This window comes from Nostoc sp. FACHB-888, from assembly GCF_014696655.1.
GTDB lineage: Bacteria > Cyanobacteriota > Cyanobacteriia > Cyanobacteriales > Nostocaceae > Nostoc.
The window spans coordinates 22372-38590 of the sequence record NZ_JACJQM010000053.1 but is presented as its reverse complement, the minus strand read 5'-3'; the positions used below and the strand labels follow the sequence as shown (position 1 = coordinate 38590).

At 43.7% G+C, this 16219-nt stretch carries 15 protein-coding genes; 8 read left to right on the top strand and 7 right to left on the bottom strand.

What is annotated here, in order from left to right; all coding sequences use genetic code 11:
- Window positions 1-370: 370 nt before the first annotated feature.
- Window positions 371-901 carry a GNAT family protein gene (locus H6G26_RS25355; protein ID WP_190732359.1) on the top strand — a complete coding sequence of 177 codons (531 nt, stop codon included), beginning with the start codon at window positions 371-373 and terminating at the stop codon, window positions 899-901.
- 73 nt (window positions 902-974) lie between these two features.
- Window positions 975-1688: an SDR family oxidoreductase gene (locus tag H6G26_RS25350; RefSeq protein ID WP_190732357.1), complete on the top strand. Its 714-nt coding sequence runs from the start codon at window positions 975-977 to the stop codon at window positions 1686-1688.
- Window positions 1689-2153: 465 nt separating this feature from the next.
- Here H6G26_RS25350 and H6G26_RS25345 read toward each other — a convergent pair whose 3' ends face one another.
- Window positions 2154-3686: a relaxase/mobilization nuclease domain-containing protein gene (locus H6G26_RS25345; protein ID WP_190732355.1), complete on the bottom strand. Its 1533-nt coding sequence runs from the start codon at window positions 3684-3686 to the stop codon at window positions 2154-2156.
- On the bottom strand, window positions 3661-4302 hold the full coding sequence (gene mobC / locus H6G26_RS42805; protein WP_242053862.1) for a plasmid mobilization relaxosome protein MobC: 642 nt from the start codon (window positions 4300-4302) through the stop codon (window positions 3661-3663). The genes H6G26_RS25345 and mobC overlap by 26 nt, the downstream gene beginning before the upstream one ends.
- A 440-nt stretch (window positions 4303-4742) precedes the next feature.
- On the opposite strand from mobC, the gene H6G26_RS25335 reads away from it, so the two are divergent.
- On the top strand, window positions 4743-5144 hold the full coding sequence (locus H6G26_RS25335; protein WP_190732352.1) for a hypothetical protein: 402 nt from the start codon (window positions 4743-4745) through the stop codon (window positions 5142-5144).
- Window positions 5145-6114: 970 nt separating this feature from the next.
- Entirely contained in the window at window positions 6115-6585 is a 471-nt protein-coding gene (locus tag H6G26_RS25330) for an SLBB domain-containing protein (RefSeq protein WP_190732350.1), read from the top strand.
- A 256-nt stretch (window positions 6586-6841) separates the two neighbouring features.
- Here the strand turns inward: H6G26_RS25330 and H6G26_RS25325 are convergent, their stop codons facing one another.
- Window positions 6842-7354, bottom strand: coding sequence for an SMI1/KNR4 family protein (locus H6G26_RS25325; protein WP_190732348.1), 513 nt, complete (start codon window positions 7352-7354; stop codon window positions 6842-6844).
- A gap of 173 nt (window positions 7355-7527) precedes the next feature.
- Here H6G26_RS25325 and H6G26_RS25320 point away from each other — a divergent pair, with 173 nt between their 5' ends.
- The gene (locus H6G26_RS25320) at window positions 7528-8439 is read left to right on the top strand and encodes a macrolide 2'-phosphotransferase (RefSeq protein WP_190732346.1); all 912 of its coding nucleotides are present in this window, start codon (window positions 7528-7530) and stop codon (window positions 8437-8439) included.
- A gap of 422 nt (window positions 8440-8861) precedes the next feature.
- Here the strand turns inward: H6G26_RS25320 and H6G26_RS25315 are convergent, their stop codons facing one another.
- The 4 genes from H6G26_RS25315 to H6G26_RS25300 form a co-directional block, all read right to left on the bottom strand.
- Window positions 8862-12425: a PriCT-2 domain-containing protein gene (locus H6G26_RS25315; RefSeq protein ID WP_190732344.1), complete on the bottom strand. Its 3564-nt coding sequence runs from the start codon at window positions 12423-12425 to the stop codon at window positions 8862-8864.
- Window positions 12426-12699: 274 nt separating this feature from the next.
- Window positions 12700-13425, bottom strand: a complete 726-nt coding sequence (locus H6G26_RS25310) for a hypothetical protein (protein ID WP_242053861.1) — start codon at window positions 13423-13425, stop codon at window positions 12700-12702.
- Between the two features lie 93 nt (window positions 13426-13518).
- Window positions 13519-13758, bottom strand: a complete 240-nt coding sequence (locus H6G26_RS25305; RefSeq protein WP_094345602.1) for a hypothetical protein — start codon at window positions 13756-13758, stop codon at window positions 13519-13521.
- Window positions 13759-13972: 214 nt separating this feature from the next.
- Complete coding sequence (locus tag H6G26_RS25300) at window positions 13973-14212, bottom strand: helix-turn-helix transcriptional regulator (protein ID WP_109013574.1); 240 nt, start codon at window positions 14210-14212, stop codon at window positions 13973-13975.
- Window positions 14213-14541: 329 nt separating this feature from the next.
- On the opposite strand from H6G26_RS25300, the gene H6G26_RS25295 reads away from it, so the two are divergent.
- The 3 genes from H6G26_RS25295 (at window position 14542) to H6G26_RS25285 (ending at window position 16213) form a co-directional block, all read left to right on the top strand.
- On the top strand, window positions 14542-15114 hold the full coding sequence (locus H6G26_RS25295; protein ID WP_190732334.1) for a hypothetical protein: 573 nt from the start codon (window positions 14542-14544) through the stop codon (window positions 15112-15114).
- The gene (locus H6G26_RS25290; protein WP_242053860.1) at window positions 15101-15436 is read left to right on the top strand and encodes a hypothetical protein; all 336 of its coding nucleotides are present in this window, start codon (window positions 15101-15103) and stop codon (window positions 15434-15436) included. The genes H6G26_RS25295 and H6G26_RS25290 overlap by 14 nt, the downstream gene beginning before the upstream one ends.
- Before the next feature lie 264 nt (window positions 15437-15700).
- Entirely contained in the window at window positions 15701-16213 is a 513-nt protein-coding gene (locus H6G26_RS25285; protein ID WP_190732332.1) for a hypothetical protein, read from the top strand.
- Window positions 16214-16219: the final 6 nt, after the last annotated feature.

Here is a 16219-nt window from a genome sequence, read left to right as displayed (position 1 = left end):
TTGTTGCAAACAAAGGCTCTTTTTGTTTTACCATAAATTGCCACATTCTTTAATCTATAAGCTTTTCAGGGTATTTTGTCTCCCCGCAAGGTTTTTGTTACTCCCGCAGAGAACACCTCATTACAGCAGATGTTAACAATAGGATATATTGCTCTCAAGTAAGAAAATTTATCACAAATTTTCTTAGATTGGTGAATACAGCCCAGTGAAATCAATGCTTTCGAGAGCCAATGCTGTGCATCTCTGTTACGCGGTTGTGGCTACTAAAACCATGACAAATTAAACTTTTGAACTTAGTAATCTGATTTTTTATTAATTTTCTTATTTGCGGTTCATTTCATAAGTAAACCTCTTATGAGCAGGATAAAACATGGATACAGCCTCGATTAGCTTACATCTAGAAAAAGTGACGGAAGACCACGCCGAGACGCTGTACTTACACCTCAGCGACCCTATTTTATACGAATATTTAGAAGATGAGATACCGACTTTCACCGAGCTTAAGCAAAAGTTCAAGTTTGCTGCACTGGAAAAATCACCAGACAACGACACTATGACTTGGCTCAAGTGGGTGGCAATACTTCCGCAACGCCAGTTTGTTGGAGTTGTCGAGATAGGTATTTTCGATGACGCATACGCAGAAATCGGCTTCATGACTTTTGCGAACTTCCAAAAACAGGGGTATGCATCTGCTTACTGCTCAAAAGCAATCGCCCTTGCCCAAGAGCGATTCGACTTTCCTGCTCTATACGCTTCGGTGAACGAGCAAAACTATGCCTGCCGTAAGGTGCTATTGAAGCTTGGGTTTGATCTGTACAAAGTTAATAAAACCGCAGAGTTCGTTAAGGGTAAACTTTCCGACGAACTCATTTACCGTTTAACCTTTTCTAACCCCAACTGAGCAAGGAAGTGTCGCTTGTACTTCTAAATCAAAGGTTATCCTGATTTGAGGTTAGTCTTGGGGGATAATAAAGATGAATGCGAGGAAAATTGTCATTGTAACGGCAGCGAGTCGTGGAATTGGTGCAGGGTGTGCGCGGCATTTAGCGACTCAAGGATATACGGTTGCATTGATGGCGCGAAGTGAAAGTGTTTTAGATTTAGCACAAGAACTTGGCGGAATTGCTGTACAAGGTTCAATGTCTAAACTGCAAGATTTAGAGCGATTAGTTCAGACCACATTGGATAAGTTTGGTCGAATTGATGCGGTCGTAAATAGTTTTGGTGATCCACCGCGCCTTGATTTACTCAACATTTCTGATGAGATGTGGTGCGAGAATTTTGAGATGTTGTTTCTGAGCGTGGTTCGCATCGCAAAACTGGTGACAGAACCGATGCGTCAACTTGGGGGTGGTGCGATCGTTAACATTTCCGCAAGCGATTCTCAAGAACCAACACTTGGAACTCCTTTCAGTGGAACACTTCGTGCCGCAATGGAAGGATTCACCAAACTCTATGCCAAGCGATATCGGGCTGATCATATTCGCATGAACTCGATCGCTCCTTTCTTTGTTGCCGATAATCTTGAGGAATTAGAAGGCTGGAACGTTCCTGATGATTTGATGTGGGGTCGTCCAGCTACCTATGCAGAACTTGCCAAAACGGTTAGCTTTTTAATATCAGATGATGCTAAGTTCATTACAGGAACCACCCTCAAAGTAGACGAGGCTCGTTCATCTGGAATTTAATTACATAACCTCTTGGCACAGTGATGCCCACCAAAGCTTGCTGCAAACACCACTTATTACATAGATTTTATGTAGTTTACCAGTATTAAAATAGTAGTTATAAATACCTTACCCAAGTAGTAGCTGTTGGGTAGCTCAACTGGTGACACACAGCTACCAGTTGAGTAGTAAAAAAGCGAGTTGTTGAAAATTTGATGATTCCCCAACTGGTAGCTATAGAGTAGCCCTACTACTACCAGTTGAGCATAAGACTTTTAGAGAAAAATTCGGGCGTAATGCTTACTGACTATGACTTACAGCAAATTTTAATCGCCTGTTTCATTCTCAATAACTTCAAAATTATTGAGAATATATAATACCTTCGTGTTGCAAATGTACTTCAAAAAACTGCTCTCTTAACTACCCAGCTAGTAAAAACTAAAGCCTCGCCTCGGCAGCAACGAGTTCGGTCTACGGGAGCGTGGCTCACAGGCTAAAACCACGATCCTGCTGTATGAGCTTTTGTTGCTCCTCCCTCAAATGAGCTTCTAGTTCCTGACTCCAATCAGGATTATGGGTTTTGAGCCTTTTACCCTGTGGCAACAATTCTAATACTGCACTAGCCACAAGATTCCCTTGCTCATCGTTATTGAATGCTACGACCACCCTATTGAAACTCTTGAGAAATTCCATAGGTAGGTTATTCGGGTCATCAGCTACTATCAACATGGTTCTAGTTGGTGGTAGCCCTTTGCAACTTGAGATCAGGTAGGTGGCTGCTGACATCGCATCAATTGGTGTAGAACACAAAAAGACATTTTCTACCTTGTCCGTTGGTTGCCCTCCTAATCTCAGATAAAACCAACCATTTGCTGTAGAGGTGTTTTGGTCGTACTCCACAGTGCGATGATTTTGTCTAGGCTTTGACCAAACTAATGCGCCAGTTTTTTCACCATCTAAATTACGCTTGATAAACAAAATATTTCGTTGCTCATCCATGTAAAGCAACTGATTACCATGTAATCCTTGGAGAATATAATCTGGTATATAGCGTTTCTCGCTTAAGTACTTGTGCAATACTTGCCAAACAACTTTATCCTCTGGTGGTGGAGTGAACTGAGGCTGTTGGTGTTTGCGTTCAATAAGAAGAAAGAGTTTTTCTAACTGCTCAACTGGGAGTGGTTTAACAGGTTTGAGAAGCAATTCATGAATAGGTTCATCATCACGTTCTGTTTGGTAGTCAACGCCAAGATGTTTTTGCAAACCGGGGAAGGTATAAGCTGCACCTAACTGTGTACCACTAAAAGCCTGCCCATCTTTCTCATAAGAAATGCCTTTAGACTTCCCATTTCTGGTAAATCCTGTTCTGACACTAATTCCTGCTTGCTGCAAGCGCATGATCAGCGTTGGCATTTGGGGATTATCAACTCTAGCCCTATCAATTGTCTGCTGAACTTCCTCTTTGATAGTGCGTCCTGGTGGCCGCTCAAGTTTACCTAGTTCAAACTCTTCTTGTTCGCGCCTTATACGTCTGATTTGTCCAGTGCTGGGTGTACGCTGTAGTTTCTCTCTACTGCCTTGCACTTGCACTAGGTCATAATCAATTTCAATTTGTCGCAGCACTTTCTCAGAGCGTACATAATCCCAGGAATCATGCACTACTAGCCCTGTATCCATCCTGATCCGGCTGGCTGCAATGTGGATGTGGTCATCATCAGTGTTATGGTGGCGGAAGATGACAAACTGATTGGCATCAAACCCCATTTCTTTCATGTAGCGATCGCCGATTTCGCTCCACTTTTCATCATCTAATTTATCGTCTTTAGCTGCTGACAGTGAGACATGATAAACAACTCGATCTGCATCTGAATTTAGTTGTCGAGATAGCTTAAATTCCCGCGCCAATTCACGGGCATTTCTCCCGCTCATGTTGCCACCGATTAGTTTGGCCTCTTCACGGGATTCTAAGTAATCTAACAGATGGCGAAAACCTCTACCCTTGGTCTGCTTCCCAATCATCCTCTTCGTCTTCCTCCTCTGACCAGTCGTCCGATTCCGTGTCAGCTTGGGCAATCTCTCGTCTACACTGATGCAGCAGTTCTAAAAGTTCTCTTAGTAGTTTTGGATCAGCAGGTAAAGTTCGCCCCATTTTTAAGGCTGTGTTGGTTGCCTTAACAAGCTGGTTGAGGTTGTTGCCAATTTGTCCTAATTCCCAATATGTTTGCAAGCTAATTTTACTCAACCGTTTGGGCAATGGACGCATCAATGCATTGCGCCTCATCAGTTCACTTGCTGACATCCCCGCGTCAAGTGATTTTATTCGCAGCAGATCCAATTCGATATCACTTAATCTCACTGGAAAAATATGCTTTCGGACTAGAGCTTTTGACTGCTTGCGGTTCGCCATAATTCTAGAAGATATCGGGACATTGCAAGGGGGGTTTTTCAAGGGGGGTTTCCCCACTTGAACCAGTCTGCCGTTCGAGCGAAGCGAGACAAAGCGTAAGCTTTGAGGCATGGCTGGCTTCAAGCCCATTTTTGGGGTAAGGGAGGTATAGAGTGCTACGGGTGTACGGAGGACACAGGAGGGGGCTGAGGGCGAGAGTACTTTCGGCGTAGCCGTGCTGCTGACCATCCTACAACTTACAGGGGAGGATAGCAACGGCGTAGCCGGAATTTGAATCAAATCAAGCAGGAGATAAATTCTGGTTCGGCGTAGCCGCCATAGAGGAGATAAAAACGGCGTAGCTGCTATATGAAAATTCTAGATTTAGCGAAGCTGCCACACAATATAATAGTCCGGCGTAGCCGCAATACGAAAAAATAATTCAGCGTAGCTGTTTTAAGTAAAATTCTCTGATTCAGCGTAGCTGTAATAGTCAGATTTTTTAGCATTAGCTTGAATAAGAATACCAGCGAAGCTGCCACACTAAAAAATATAAGGCGTAGCCGTAATACGAAGAGGTAATTCGGCGTAGCCGCAATAGCCGATTTTTGTAGAATTTTGAAAATCAATTGGGAAAAATTATTTCAAATAGCCGATAATTATCAGTTAATCAATATTCATGAGTAACCATGAGTGAGCATCAGAATTCAGAAGTAATTACAAAAGAGAAGATTGATGAAGCTATCAAAGCGCTTAAGGAGCAGAAGCCGAAAGAGCGAGAGTCTGTATCAGACAGAGACGCAGTTCGCAAAATGAGACGGTACATTGAGAAGCTGACTTCTTCTAAGTACGGCTACACTTATGATGAAGTCGCAGAAATGCTGAAGGGTCTGGGTATTAATTTGGCTGGCAGCAGAATCAAATATTTAATCGGTGAGTTGAAGAAAAGCAGTCGTCGCCGTCAAAAGGCAGAGTCAAGCGACGACAATAGTATGCCATCAAATTCTGCTACTGAAAATCAGCAAGCAGTTATTGGCAGCAGCGAAGCTGAAGAAACACCTGTTAAGAGTACGAGGGGCAAAAGAAAATAACAGCCAGCAGCGCAAGAGCAAAGCAGAAAAAGGTCAGATATGATCTCCAGAATGGTTAAAGAAAGTGAAGCGACCAACAAGAGACTAATGGCTGACTTCGATAAACAGATAGATAAAGACCAGCAAGAACGTAGAAAACTGCTAGAGAGGAAGCCTGAGATTGAGATTCTTAAAACTAGAGACAACGAAAGAATACTAACAACAAACACATGAAAAACACGGAAGCGTAAACCTCTTGCTATGGTAGGCAAATAAAAATCCCAGCAACTGAGAGAATAGAGTTACTGAGGTTTGGATGTATCTTTAATACCAGGAGCATATAGTTAGAGCTTAGGAAAAACCAGCAACTAACTGCACACCTGCTTAAATATAACCTTGACTTGAGAAAGGTGCAAGAGTACTGTAGATTTCCTTATTAATAAGGAGCCGATAACCACATAAGCTTTTGGCAACCGCTGATTCTGGTTCTCAACAGCAAAAAAGAAAAGAGCGCCCAACATGAGTGAACGCTCTACTTCTTTGTCTAGCTGTAGTGAGGCAGATGTAGAACTCGTTTCCTTGCCAACTAGAGAACACCAGGAAACAGTGGTCTTTAGTTAGCTTGCGGCGCAGACAGCCCTCTCTCTTAGGAATATGGATTACTTTTGTATATGTTCTACAGTTTGAGGTAGCATCTTGTCCCAGTGTCATAAAGCTTTTGGCCCTAGCTTGACAGATGCAAAAGCTAGGGAAGATAAGAGAAAAGCAACGACCTGAGCTTTAGTTGGATAAATTTTATCAGGTCACTGTCGGGTTAGTTACGGCTTGCATTGGGGCAAAGTCTGAGTAAACTTCAGTAGGTAAGCAAGGCAAGATAATCATCAGCAAGTCAGCCAAAACTTGGAAGTTGTCAAAATTAGAAACTCAACAAAAAGAATTTTAGTCTTGTTTGGTTATCGGTGTATTGCAATCGCATCTTGGAGTTGATTTTATGAAAAATTTGGCTGACATCAGGCTTTTGACGACTGTTTTATCTCTACAAGTAGCTTGTCTGCCAGTATTAGCGGTACCGTTGCCGGATCATGAAACCAAATTGTGTGCCGACAAACCTAATCAAGTACAATCTAATGCACAAAGCCATACACAACATTATATTTATATTGCTGTAATTGGAGAAGTCCAGCGTCCAGGAGGTTATTCTCTGCTGGCAACAACACCACAGAGTCAGCAACGCCCAAAATCCTGTTCATCGGCTACTGTAACTAAAGCAATTCAGGCGGCAGGTGGAATTACCGAAAATGCTGATGTTCGTCGAGTTCAAATCCGCCGACAAGTATTTAATGAAACTAAACAAACTATTGATGTAAACTTGTACAAATATTTATCAGCAGAAGATTTAAGTCAAGATGTTAAATTGCAAGATGGTGACGCAGTTGTAGTACCGTTTGCACCGGGGCAATAGCACGCTTGAATGGATTGGTCTGAGTAAATTTCAGTGGGCAGACAACGCAAAATAATCATCAGCAAGTCAGCCAATAATTTCACTCCTGGCAGTTCCGTGAGGAGAAAAGTAATGTCATAGTCAGCGCAGAAGTAGAAAGTTAGCTCCTGATTGGAGCGACGATGAGCGCGTAATCGGCCAATCTGGCGGAAATAGAAGGTTCATGTCACCAGGTACAGCCTTGTAAAGTTTTGTAAAAATAACCCATTTTTTCGGCTTAATCCCCGGTTAGACCTGTGATAAACGTTTCAAAGTTCTTGGCAATGGTTGTTACCTTATAGTCGTCCTCTTGATCAACGTGAGCTACTTCCGGCTCGCCATTTTTGCCGCACTTGCGATAGTCCAGCATAATCAAATCGTGTCCGCCTGAAGGCGTGTCACAGATATAAACCCCAAAATCGGGATAGCCCCACTCGTTAATCCAAAATTGGTTGCCATTATCTCCGCACAGAGCAAAAGCTGAACTGTCAACACCAATCCCAAAAATTCCTTCTATTTCGATTCTATTTCCCCAAGTAGTTTCCTCAGTTGTCGCAAAGAAAGTTTTATTAGGTATACCTCCATTTCTCGTTTTCATTAGTTCAATATAGGACTGGGGTAGTTTGAAGCCAAGCTCTTTTTCAACTACTTCAATTAAATCGTAGATAACTGGTGCAGATTGATAGTTTTTGGCGTATTCGTTATCTGACCAGAAATTATTGAGGTCAAAGTCGATAAAGTATTTGTTCATATTTAAAGAGACAACTGATGTACGGACAACAAACTTATCGTTTAATTAGGCATCACAATCCCAATGCACCGGAACAAAGTCAATTGGTTGATGAGTAGCACGGGGTGTTTATGTCCGGTGATTGGAACCGTTCTGTCGCAGCGCGGCTTGGCTGATATGCGATAATAAAAGACATGAGCGAAAAAACGCGCCAGGAAGTTCTTGAGTTGGCACATAAACATAGTTTGGACATACAGGCAGATTCGCTGCAATTCAACGAATCCGGACTTGATTTCCAAGTTGTGTTGGCTACGGACACGGAGGGAGAACGTTGGATTTTACGTTTTCCCAGACGCGAGGATGTTCTGCCGTCGGTTGCTCAGGAAAAACGCACGTTAGAACTGATCGCTCCTCTTCTGGCTGTAGAGGTACCTGTGTGGATTGTGTCTACAAATGAACTCATTGCGTATAAAGCATTAAGCGGTGTGCCGACAGCCACGGTCGATCCAGAAGCAAAATGCTATCTTTGGGCAATTGACGAAAACAATGTACCTGAGCAGTTTCATCAAACGCTGGCTGAAGGCATAGCTTCTCTCCATCACATTAGCCTTGAAAAGGCGCACTCTGCCGGTCTTTTAATTGCGACCGCCAAAGAGGTGCGTGCGACCATGAAGCAAAGAATGGACGTGGTTAGAAGCGAGTTTGGAGTTGACCAGCAATTGTGGGACCGCTGGCAACGCTGGCTCCAGAACGATGTGTTTTGGTCGCATGAAACAGTGCTGACCCACGGCGATTTGCACGCTGGACATATTCTTATCAATGCACGGACAGAAGTAACCGGCTTTATTGACTGGACTGAGGCAGCCATTAATGATCCAGCCGTTGATTTTGTTGCCCATTACCATACGTTCGGCGAAGACGCTCTCGATAAGCTGATCGCGGCTTATGCTAAGGCTGGCGGGCGCGTTTTTCCCAAGATGGCAGATCATGTGACTGAATTGACTGCCTCTTATCCCGTTGCACTTGCGGAATTTGCGCTGAAGTCGGGACTGGATGAATACAAACAGATGGCTATGCAGTCGCTTTGCCCGAACAGATCGGAATGATTTAATTCACCTACGACTGTCTCGAATCCAGACATCCAGACTGCCAAAGTCCCTGACAGCGACAGAACAAGGCGCTGCACCCGACTGCCTTCAACCCTGCGCTTCGGGCTTCCAGCAGCGGGTGAGCTTGGTCGTTATGCAGAGCTTGTCTTTTAGTGAGACGTTATAGTAAACAACTCAGTCTAGACGTGAGATAAAGGGATACTAGATGACTATACTACTTGCACCCTAACTCGCCTTCAAAGCACCTTACTCTTTACCGTAGAAAGCAGTAATCTTAATGCACTCATGCTGTACAAACCTCTGGTGGGGCGTTTCAAGGCATAGTGAACGGGACGCTCACTCAATGATTAAGTACGCAATGATGAAGGAGAGCATCTTTTATTACTGATAGGTCAGTAGAAATTAAAAATCGATAAATTTTAGAGCGTCACTGTCGAGTTACAGGTCACTTGCGACAAGCCAAAGGCACTTAGAATAGATTGGTCTGAGTACACTTCAGTGGGTAAACAACGCAAGATAATCATCAGCAAGTCAGCCAAAACTATCGGCGTGCAGAAGTTAAAAACCCGCCGCAGTGCAGTATTAGTAAAGATTGTGGCAACTTCAGCGACGTGTTCTAAGGCATCTTCTGGTGATGACTCCGATTCAGCAATCAACATCGGGAAGTATGTACGCGCTAACCACTTTTCATCCTCGTCTAAGTCAGCCAAATTTTTATTACTACCGCTATTAAGACTATCTAATAGCAGGAGTAATAATTTTTTAAAGTGCTGCCAGCCCCCCCATCTCTGGGTAAATCGGCTCACCCATCCTTGGGTAGTGTCTATGATTTTGGCGATCGCCTTTTGTCCAATTTTCTGGTGTGACTGCCAAAGGTGGGTGAAAGCGTTGACTATAGCGTGGAGAGTCTGCTGGTCGCGGCTACCAGCTTCAATGCAGAAATCGCAGGCATCAACAACCTCTAATTTCACGCCTGGTAGTTCCGTGAGGAGAAAATTGAGGTCATAGTCAGCGCAGAAGTAGAAAGTTAGCTCCTGATTGGAGCGACGATGAGCGCGTAATCGGCCAATCTCTTGGATAATTTCAGCCCTGACTAACTGGATAAGATACTGTTGAAAAGTGCTGTTTTTGTCTTCGAGGTTGACCTTAAAACCAGTCATCACTTGAAAATGTGCTGCCAACGTGCCGATGTTTTGGTAGGGGATGCCAAAACTAGCGATTGCGTCAGTGTCACTAAAGCGATTAACGCCACGACCATCGACAAAGTGACCGTACTCAATGCGGTCTTCTGCTTCAGATGCAACTTGTTTCCACTCGATGATGCCCAAACATTGGTGGAGTTTGAGTAAGGTTTCCTTGAGGGCGTTAACACGGGCAGTTAAGGAAGGGGAACGATTTTTGGAGAGTTTACCCAGTCCAGTGACGTTGACTACTGTTAAATTGCTGTAGTCGGGGCGTGACTGCTCGATGATTAGCACGGGGTCATTGTAGGCAAGCTTCAATTTCAATTGCTCTGGCGTGGTAGTAGCGTCAAGGTAGATATTAAATTGGGCGGAGTTAGCCAAGTCTTGATACTTGGTATTACGGCGATAAATGCTGAGGACACCCCATTTACAAGCCAAGAAACCTTCACCCTTCCAAGATTCGAGGAAGTCAGGCAACCAGTACAAGGGCAATTCTAGAAAATCCTTACCCGCTTGTTTTGCGCTATCCTTAACTAGCTTTTTGGCAGCAAAGCGGGCGGCGGCACTTTTTTGAAGTTGTTGATCAGCTTGGATATCGAGAGAATCTAAATCAGCGAGAAAATCTAAATTAGGCTCTATTAATTGCTTAATCCCTTCAACATCTAAATCTTGGGGGAATTCGGGTAAAAATGTCCTTAATGCCGCATCATCAAAGCCATAGCGAGAATCGGGCTTAATATCTTGGGTGAGCAGCGAGCGCATTGTCTGTAAAACGGGCTGGAGTTTTGACCATTGCTCAGGCGGTAAGGCTGTAGCTAGTTGTCCGACTGTAGTATCAAAATCTTTTAACTTAACTTGGATTTCTTGTACAGGCTGAATAAGTGTACCAGCTTCTTCCCATAACCGCCCAACGGTAAAAGGAATACCTGCCGCTCCCGTTAAGGTAACTGGTGTAGAGTCGGGATGCGCTCTGATTTGGGAGAAATTTTGAATTGCACTGCGTTTAAGATAACGGAAGCCAAAACCATTACCATGAGCGAAACGGCATTGATTTTTGAGAGAACAACCCTCACAGATGGGGCTAATAGAACTTTCTTCAAAATCCAAACTGACAAAATTTTTGTTACGGAATCCTTCAAATAAATAACTTCGGTGACAATTGCCGATGGTATCGGGAATTTCACCCGCTTTTGTCCGCAATTGAAACGGATCGCCCATCGGAGTAGTGCGGGTGGGGTCAATTTTTAAGCCATTGTGCCGCACTGGGAGGTCAACAAAGTTAGTTTCAATGGGTAGTGTTGAGGGGTTGCGGTGGTTGGCATCTTGGTAAATTAGTTTCTCAATCCCGAAAAGTGCGGCGGTCAGTTGTCCAGCATTGTGAGACTTGCCCAGCCCAGGATGAGAATTATCCAAAATCTGCTTCCAGCCCTTAGAAATCGCTTCGACCCAGGCCGCAATATGTTCCTCTTGCTTACAAGTAATAGAAATATCACCAGTAACTTCGCTCCGATGTGGGATATTGCCACGCTTGTAGACAATTACCTGCCGGAAAGCGGTAGTAATTTTGGGTTCTGGTTTTGGTTTTGGTGCTGCTGAAAATCCTTTGGCAGCCGAAACCAAAGGAGCGATCGCTTGCTTTAATAAATTTTGGAAGCTGCTTAAGTCCTCTCTGACTCGCCCAAGTTCCCATTGCTCACGGCTAATCAGCCCAAGATCACGTTGATATGGTTCATACTGCCGTTTAGGGAAGCGAAAGCCATACTGTTTTGCAATGTGAAACAGTGTGCCGATTGAGATTCCCCCACGTCTAAAACTGCGAATCTTAGCGCGGATATTCCAAGTTGAACCCTTGATGCTGGGCGACCACTGCTCGGCTATAATTTCCGCATCCGTTGCCCCATAATGGTTAACCAGTGCCATCAACACCTGACGGCATTCGTCATAGTTACCGCTTCCTGGGGTGCGCGGTGGGATGAATGAAAGTGCGTTCTGGATTAGCTGGTCAATGTCCCAGCCTTCAGTGACGGAAATCTCACGCCACTCTTTACGCCGTGACTCAATTTCCTGAATTCGTAGCTGATACTCAACACGCTCCTGTTGCGCGATCGCGATCGCCTCACTTATCCATTCTGCTGGTAAAGTGGCTTCAGGGTTGACTAGCGGGAATTCCGCCTCTGTGCTGCCGTAGAAAACACGACTTGCATCCTTACAAGCTGGATCATGCGGTAACTGCTGCATGAGGAAGCGCGTACAAGCTTCTACAGTATCAGCGCCTTGGACATATTCGGGGAGAAGGAAAACTAACCGGAATTTATGCCAGTCTGGTTTATGACTGGCAGTAGTGTAAATTAAAGCACAGTGTTTTTTAATGAAGGGATGGGCTAGGGCTTCTTCTATGGTTAATTGGTGATCGTAAACTTTGATGTAATTCCCGTTTTCGTCTTTAATCGGCTTGTCATAAGCATCACGGGCGATATTGGAATTATCAATGTCGAGTAGTAGCCACTGAGAACCGATAATATTGGCCTTACTGCGCCATTTGCCGTTTAACAGTCCGGCACAGATGGCATGACCTGCTTTAATATGTTCCTGGACATCGGCTAGAGTGCCCTCTACATCAATGAAGTTACCGGCCAGCTTCTTAAAGTCCCAGTCTTTGTTTTTTCCAGTGGCGTTAAACGCAAACTTGATTATCCGACTCTCAATCAACTCAAGTTTTGTCTCCGAGGCAGAATTTGCCCCTTGAGCATCTGCTGATTGCGCCGATACTGAGTGATTAAATTGTTGTAATGGTGACATGAGAGCTATTCCTCCAGTTTGTGTGTTGGAGGAATTGGAGCTATCCCGAAAGTAATCTTCTAATACAAACGTTCAGAAATGTAAAAACAGAAAAATCCTAAACTGCTCTTTCTGTCTGGATTGCTGGTGTTACAATGGCTTAACACCTTGAAAGGTTTGATAAGATTACTATTAGGGACATTAATTAGGCGTTCAACCCAATCCCCAATTCCACGTGAATAAAAATCAGAAAACCTCGGTATCCCAACGGGACACGGGGTTTTCACCTTTTAGCCTATCTGTACTTGGCTAACCAAGCCCTGACAAACTCGATTACTTCCTCCTCTTGAATAACAAACGCAGTACCTTTTCTTCTGAGAGCCAGAATTTTCATACTTCCCACCTCCGAATAAAGATGTTCATTGTGAGTATTAGCCGCTTTGGTAGGAGGCCATAAGACTAAAACTTTTGCTGTGGGAGTCTTTTGAGCTTCACGGGAAGACATCAAAAACTTATCTCTGTTCTTGTTGAGCCACTTCTCGTAATCTGCTAACTCCACAAGTGGGCAGGGTTGCCACAGTTTTAATCCATTTTTGTCTTTGCGCTTGACTTGTAAAACCTCTCTAGCTTCGTTGTAGACAATTTCTCTATCTCCTTTTGAGCGAATGGAGATAAACAGGTGAGTTGTTCGTGGAAATCTAATAAACAAGTCGATAGGGTTGTTGTCTTCTACCGGAATTACCGGGAAGACTTGTACATCTAGGCTTTTAAACTCATCAAAAAGTAAGGTTCCTAATTTTTCCAACCGCGCAAGTTTTTGAGTTACCACCAACGGCTTGTAAGCCAATCCAAAAAGAACCCAGCCAGCCGGATGAATTATGCCTCCTGTAGCCAGCGCAGCAGCACCAGCCGCTAGAGCTTGAGTGGACGCATAGTCTTTCGCCTCCCTAATTTTTTCAAACGCCGCTTCGTTGTGCAGTGGGAGTTGAAAATCGCTTGTTAGGTCTTTCACTGTTAACATTGGCGACATCAAAAAATAATGATGTGAAATAGTACTAGCTGCTCGATTTTGCCTTATGGGGCTAACGTGCCTATGAGTTTACGCAAGAGTAGTTCACGCTACATCTTTCACTGTAAAACCTTTGCTACACCACTGAACTAGCAGCCATCTATCAGATTCTTTGTCTAAAGCTGGCTTAAGGCGGAAAGCAAAAAAATCTTCCCAAGCCTCTACCCCGTGTTGTGTAACGAATTGTTTTTCAACTTCTTTAAAACGTTCCCAGTTACGATCCGCGATCGCGGTCAGCATTGGGATTAATTCGCTTACGGGTATCTGAGTAGTTGTTTCACTCATCTGGGTATCCCTCAAAAATACAAATTATTGGTAAAGGTTCTATCTTGGTATCAACAACTTTAACTAATCGTATTCCCCTTTTTCTGCTTATCCGTTTGCAGTGTTGCTCTGAAGCAGCAGGCAGCCAATATCTAGTCTCAGTTAGTGGGTCAAATTTGCCCTCAACACGCTCTATACCGTCGTTTGCCTGATTTCCCTCGGTCAGATTCCCTCCTTATTTTGTTTTTTGTACGCGATCGCTGACTTCTTCTGGTGGAACCCACTCGATTAACTCGCTAGGCTGAACGCGATAAGTGTCACAAATTTTGTTCATCGCGGTTACGTGTGGTACTTGCCAGGGATTGTCATACAAAGCGTAAACTGTGGTTGCAGATAGCCCTGTATCTTTTCTGAACTGATAACGGGTAATGCCCCTATCATCAACAAACTGCTTGATTTTATTCCTAACTGGCATCAATAACAAGTAACTGATATTAACAGCTAATTCTGTTGCAGTTTATCAGCATTTGAAAGATACCATTCGGTTGATAGCTAGGTTTACTTGACATTATCAGTTGATTGATATTAATATATTAGTGTCAAGGTTATCGATACGTCAATAACTTAAGGCAGACGCAAGTAATACCCAAGCGCAAAACGCTAAGGCGACTTCCTTTTGAGGGTTGCAAGGGTTGCAAGCGCTGTTTTGAGAGCATTCAACTATTCACAGCAATATCTGCATTGCGTCCGTTCATTTTCAACGGTCGCGGTAATTGTGCGTGTCTGCATTAGGACAGAGGATTCATGCATATCAATTTACGCAACTTAGAAGCAATCAACGAACTACCTTTTGAGAGAGTAATGCTTAATCAAAATCAATTACGAAGGTTAGAAGCAATAGATCGCTGGCTCAGAGAAATCCGAGATTCAGAAGAATTCAGCCAACTAGAATACTCCCCAGATGTGATGCTAGGCGACGCAATCCAAGCAGTAGGCGAACTACTTGACTTTCACGTTCCCTATGATTCCAAGCCCTTGAATTTTACTAATTCAGAGTGGCATTCATATCTAGAACAAAAGCCAGTAATGCACATTCGCCGTGTGAAAAATTGGCGTGAAAAGATTAACTCATTCATACTTAATGGAGCATCATCAGTAGCAATTGTGAGCTTGGTAACTACTAGTTTTATGGTAGTTGGTTCTATCTTTTGTCACGGGTTTGACCGCATTGAGGAAAGTAGAGGTGAGGAATATCAACCTACATGGATTTACAACGCCAAAATTTTTGAAGGAAGTGCCATCGCCTCTATCGCGGTCTTCCTGGGTGCAAGCTTGACAGGCGCGTGTGTTGCGGGAGACAAGAATGATGATCGATAAACAGCTTGTAGGATGCGTAACCCTCCTAAGCAAATCCAAAACCTACAGTATCGATGGCGCTCTCTATCGCTATCTCTATAGCAGCGACAGTATTAGACACACTCAGTACTATTTCCGTCCTTTACCGCGTCAGTCTAAGACTGCCGACTTAAAGCTCAATCGTGACAAGGTGCTAAGACGCTGCTACGAAGTGCCGAGCTTATATAAACAGCACACAGCAGAGATAACTAACAACTCAATACAGTTGAGTTTGTTCTACCCCTTGGTAACATCTAGTACCGCGCAAAACATCCAAAGGCTTTGGTACAAGCGCGTCAACTAGTCCAAAAGGGGCGTATTCGTGGGGGTAAACGAGAAAGTGTCAGTATGTCTTGAAAGCTGACAAACCTTGTTATTACGTGGTTATAGCCGATAAAAACTCCAGTCTCACATTTGTCTAAAGTCCAAGATCCAAGGTTATTGATAGTGCCTAGCTAATTTGGCGTATCAGGATAACTGTTTCTAGCTAAATAAGCCTGTCAAATAACTGGAATTTACGGATAGTCGGTCAATTTTATACACACTCAAGTAATAAAACAGAGTTAATGTGGCAACAAAAAAATATGTAGCTAAGTATCGCTTGCTCAAAGAAACTTACGAGGGCATCACGGGAAAAGGCATTTCAGATATCACTTGGTATCGCACAGTCGCATCCTTGAAGCAATATTTCTCGCTCTCCATTGAATCTGAAAAAGCCATAAGCATTGTTGAAACCTATGCAGGCATGAAGCGTAAGTGTCCAGCCTTTTCTTTTAGAACCTCTGATTTTAGCGAACGCTGGCAAGCCTTTAAACACTTCTATGATGCCGAAGAAGTTCAATACACAGGTCAGCAATTCCTAGTCGCGCTGGCAGACTATCTAAAAATCAATCTTGACGATGTACCACGCAGCACTCGTTATTACTGGTTTAGCCAAGCAAATCTAAGTTATAACGCCCTTCACTCATATCAGAGCAAGGATTTAGCCCTTGTTGCGTTTGTTGCTGCTAAATGGGCAATCAACAGACGACCGCAACCGATGAAATCCGCAACGATCTCAGTTTTAGCACTAGCCCTTTAAGGAGTA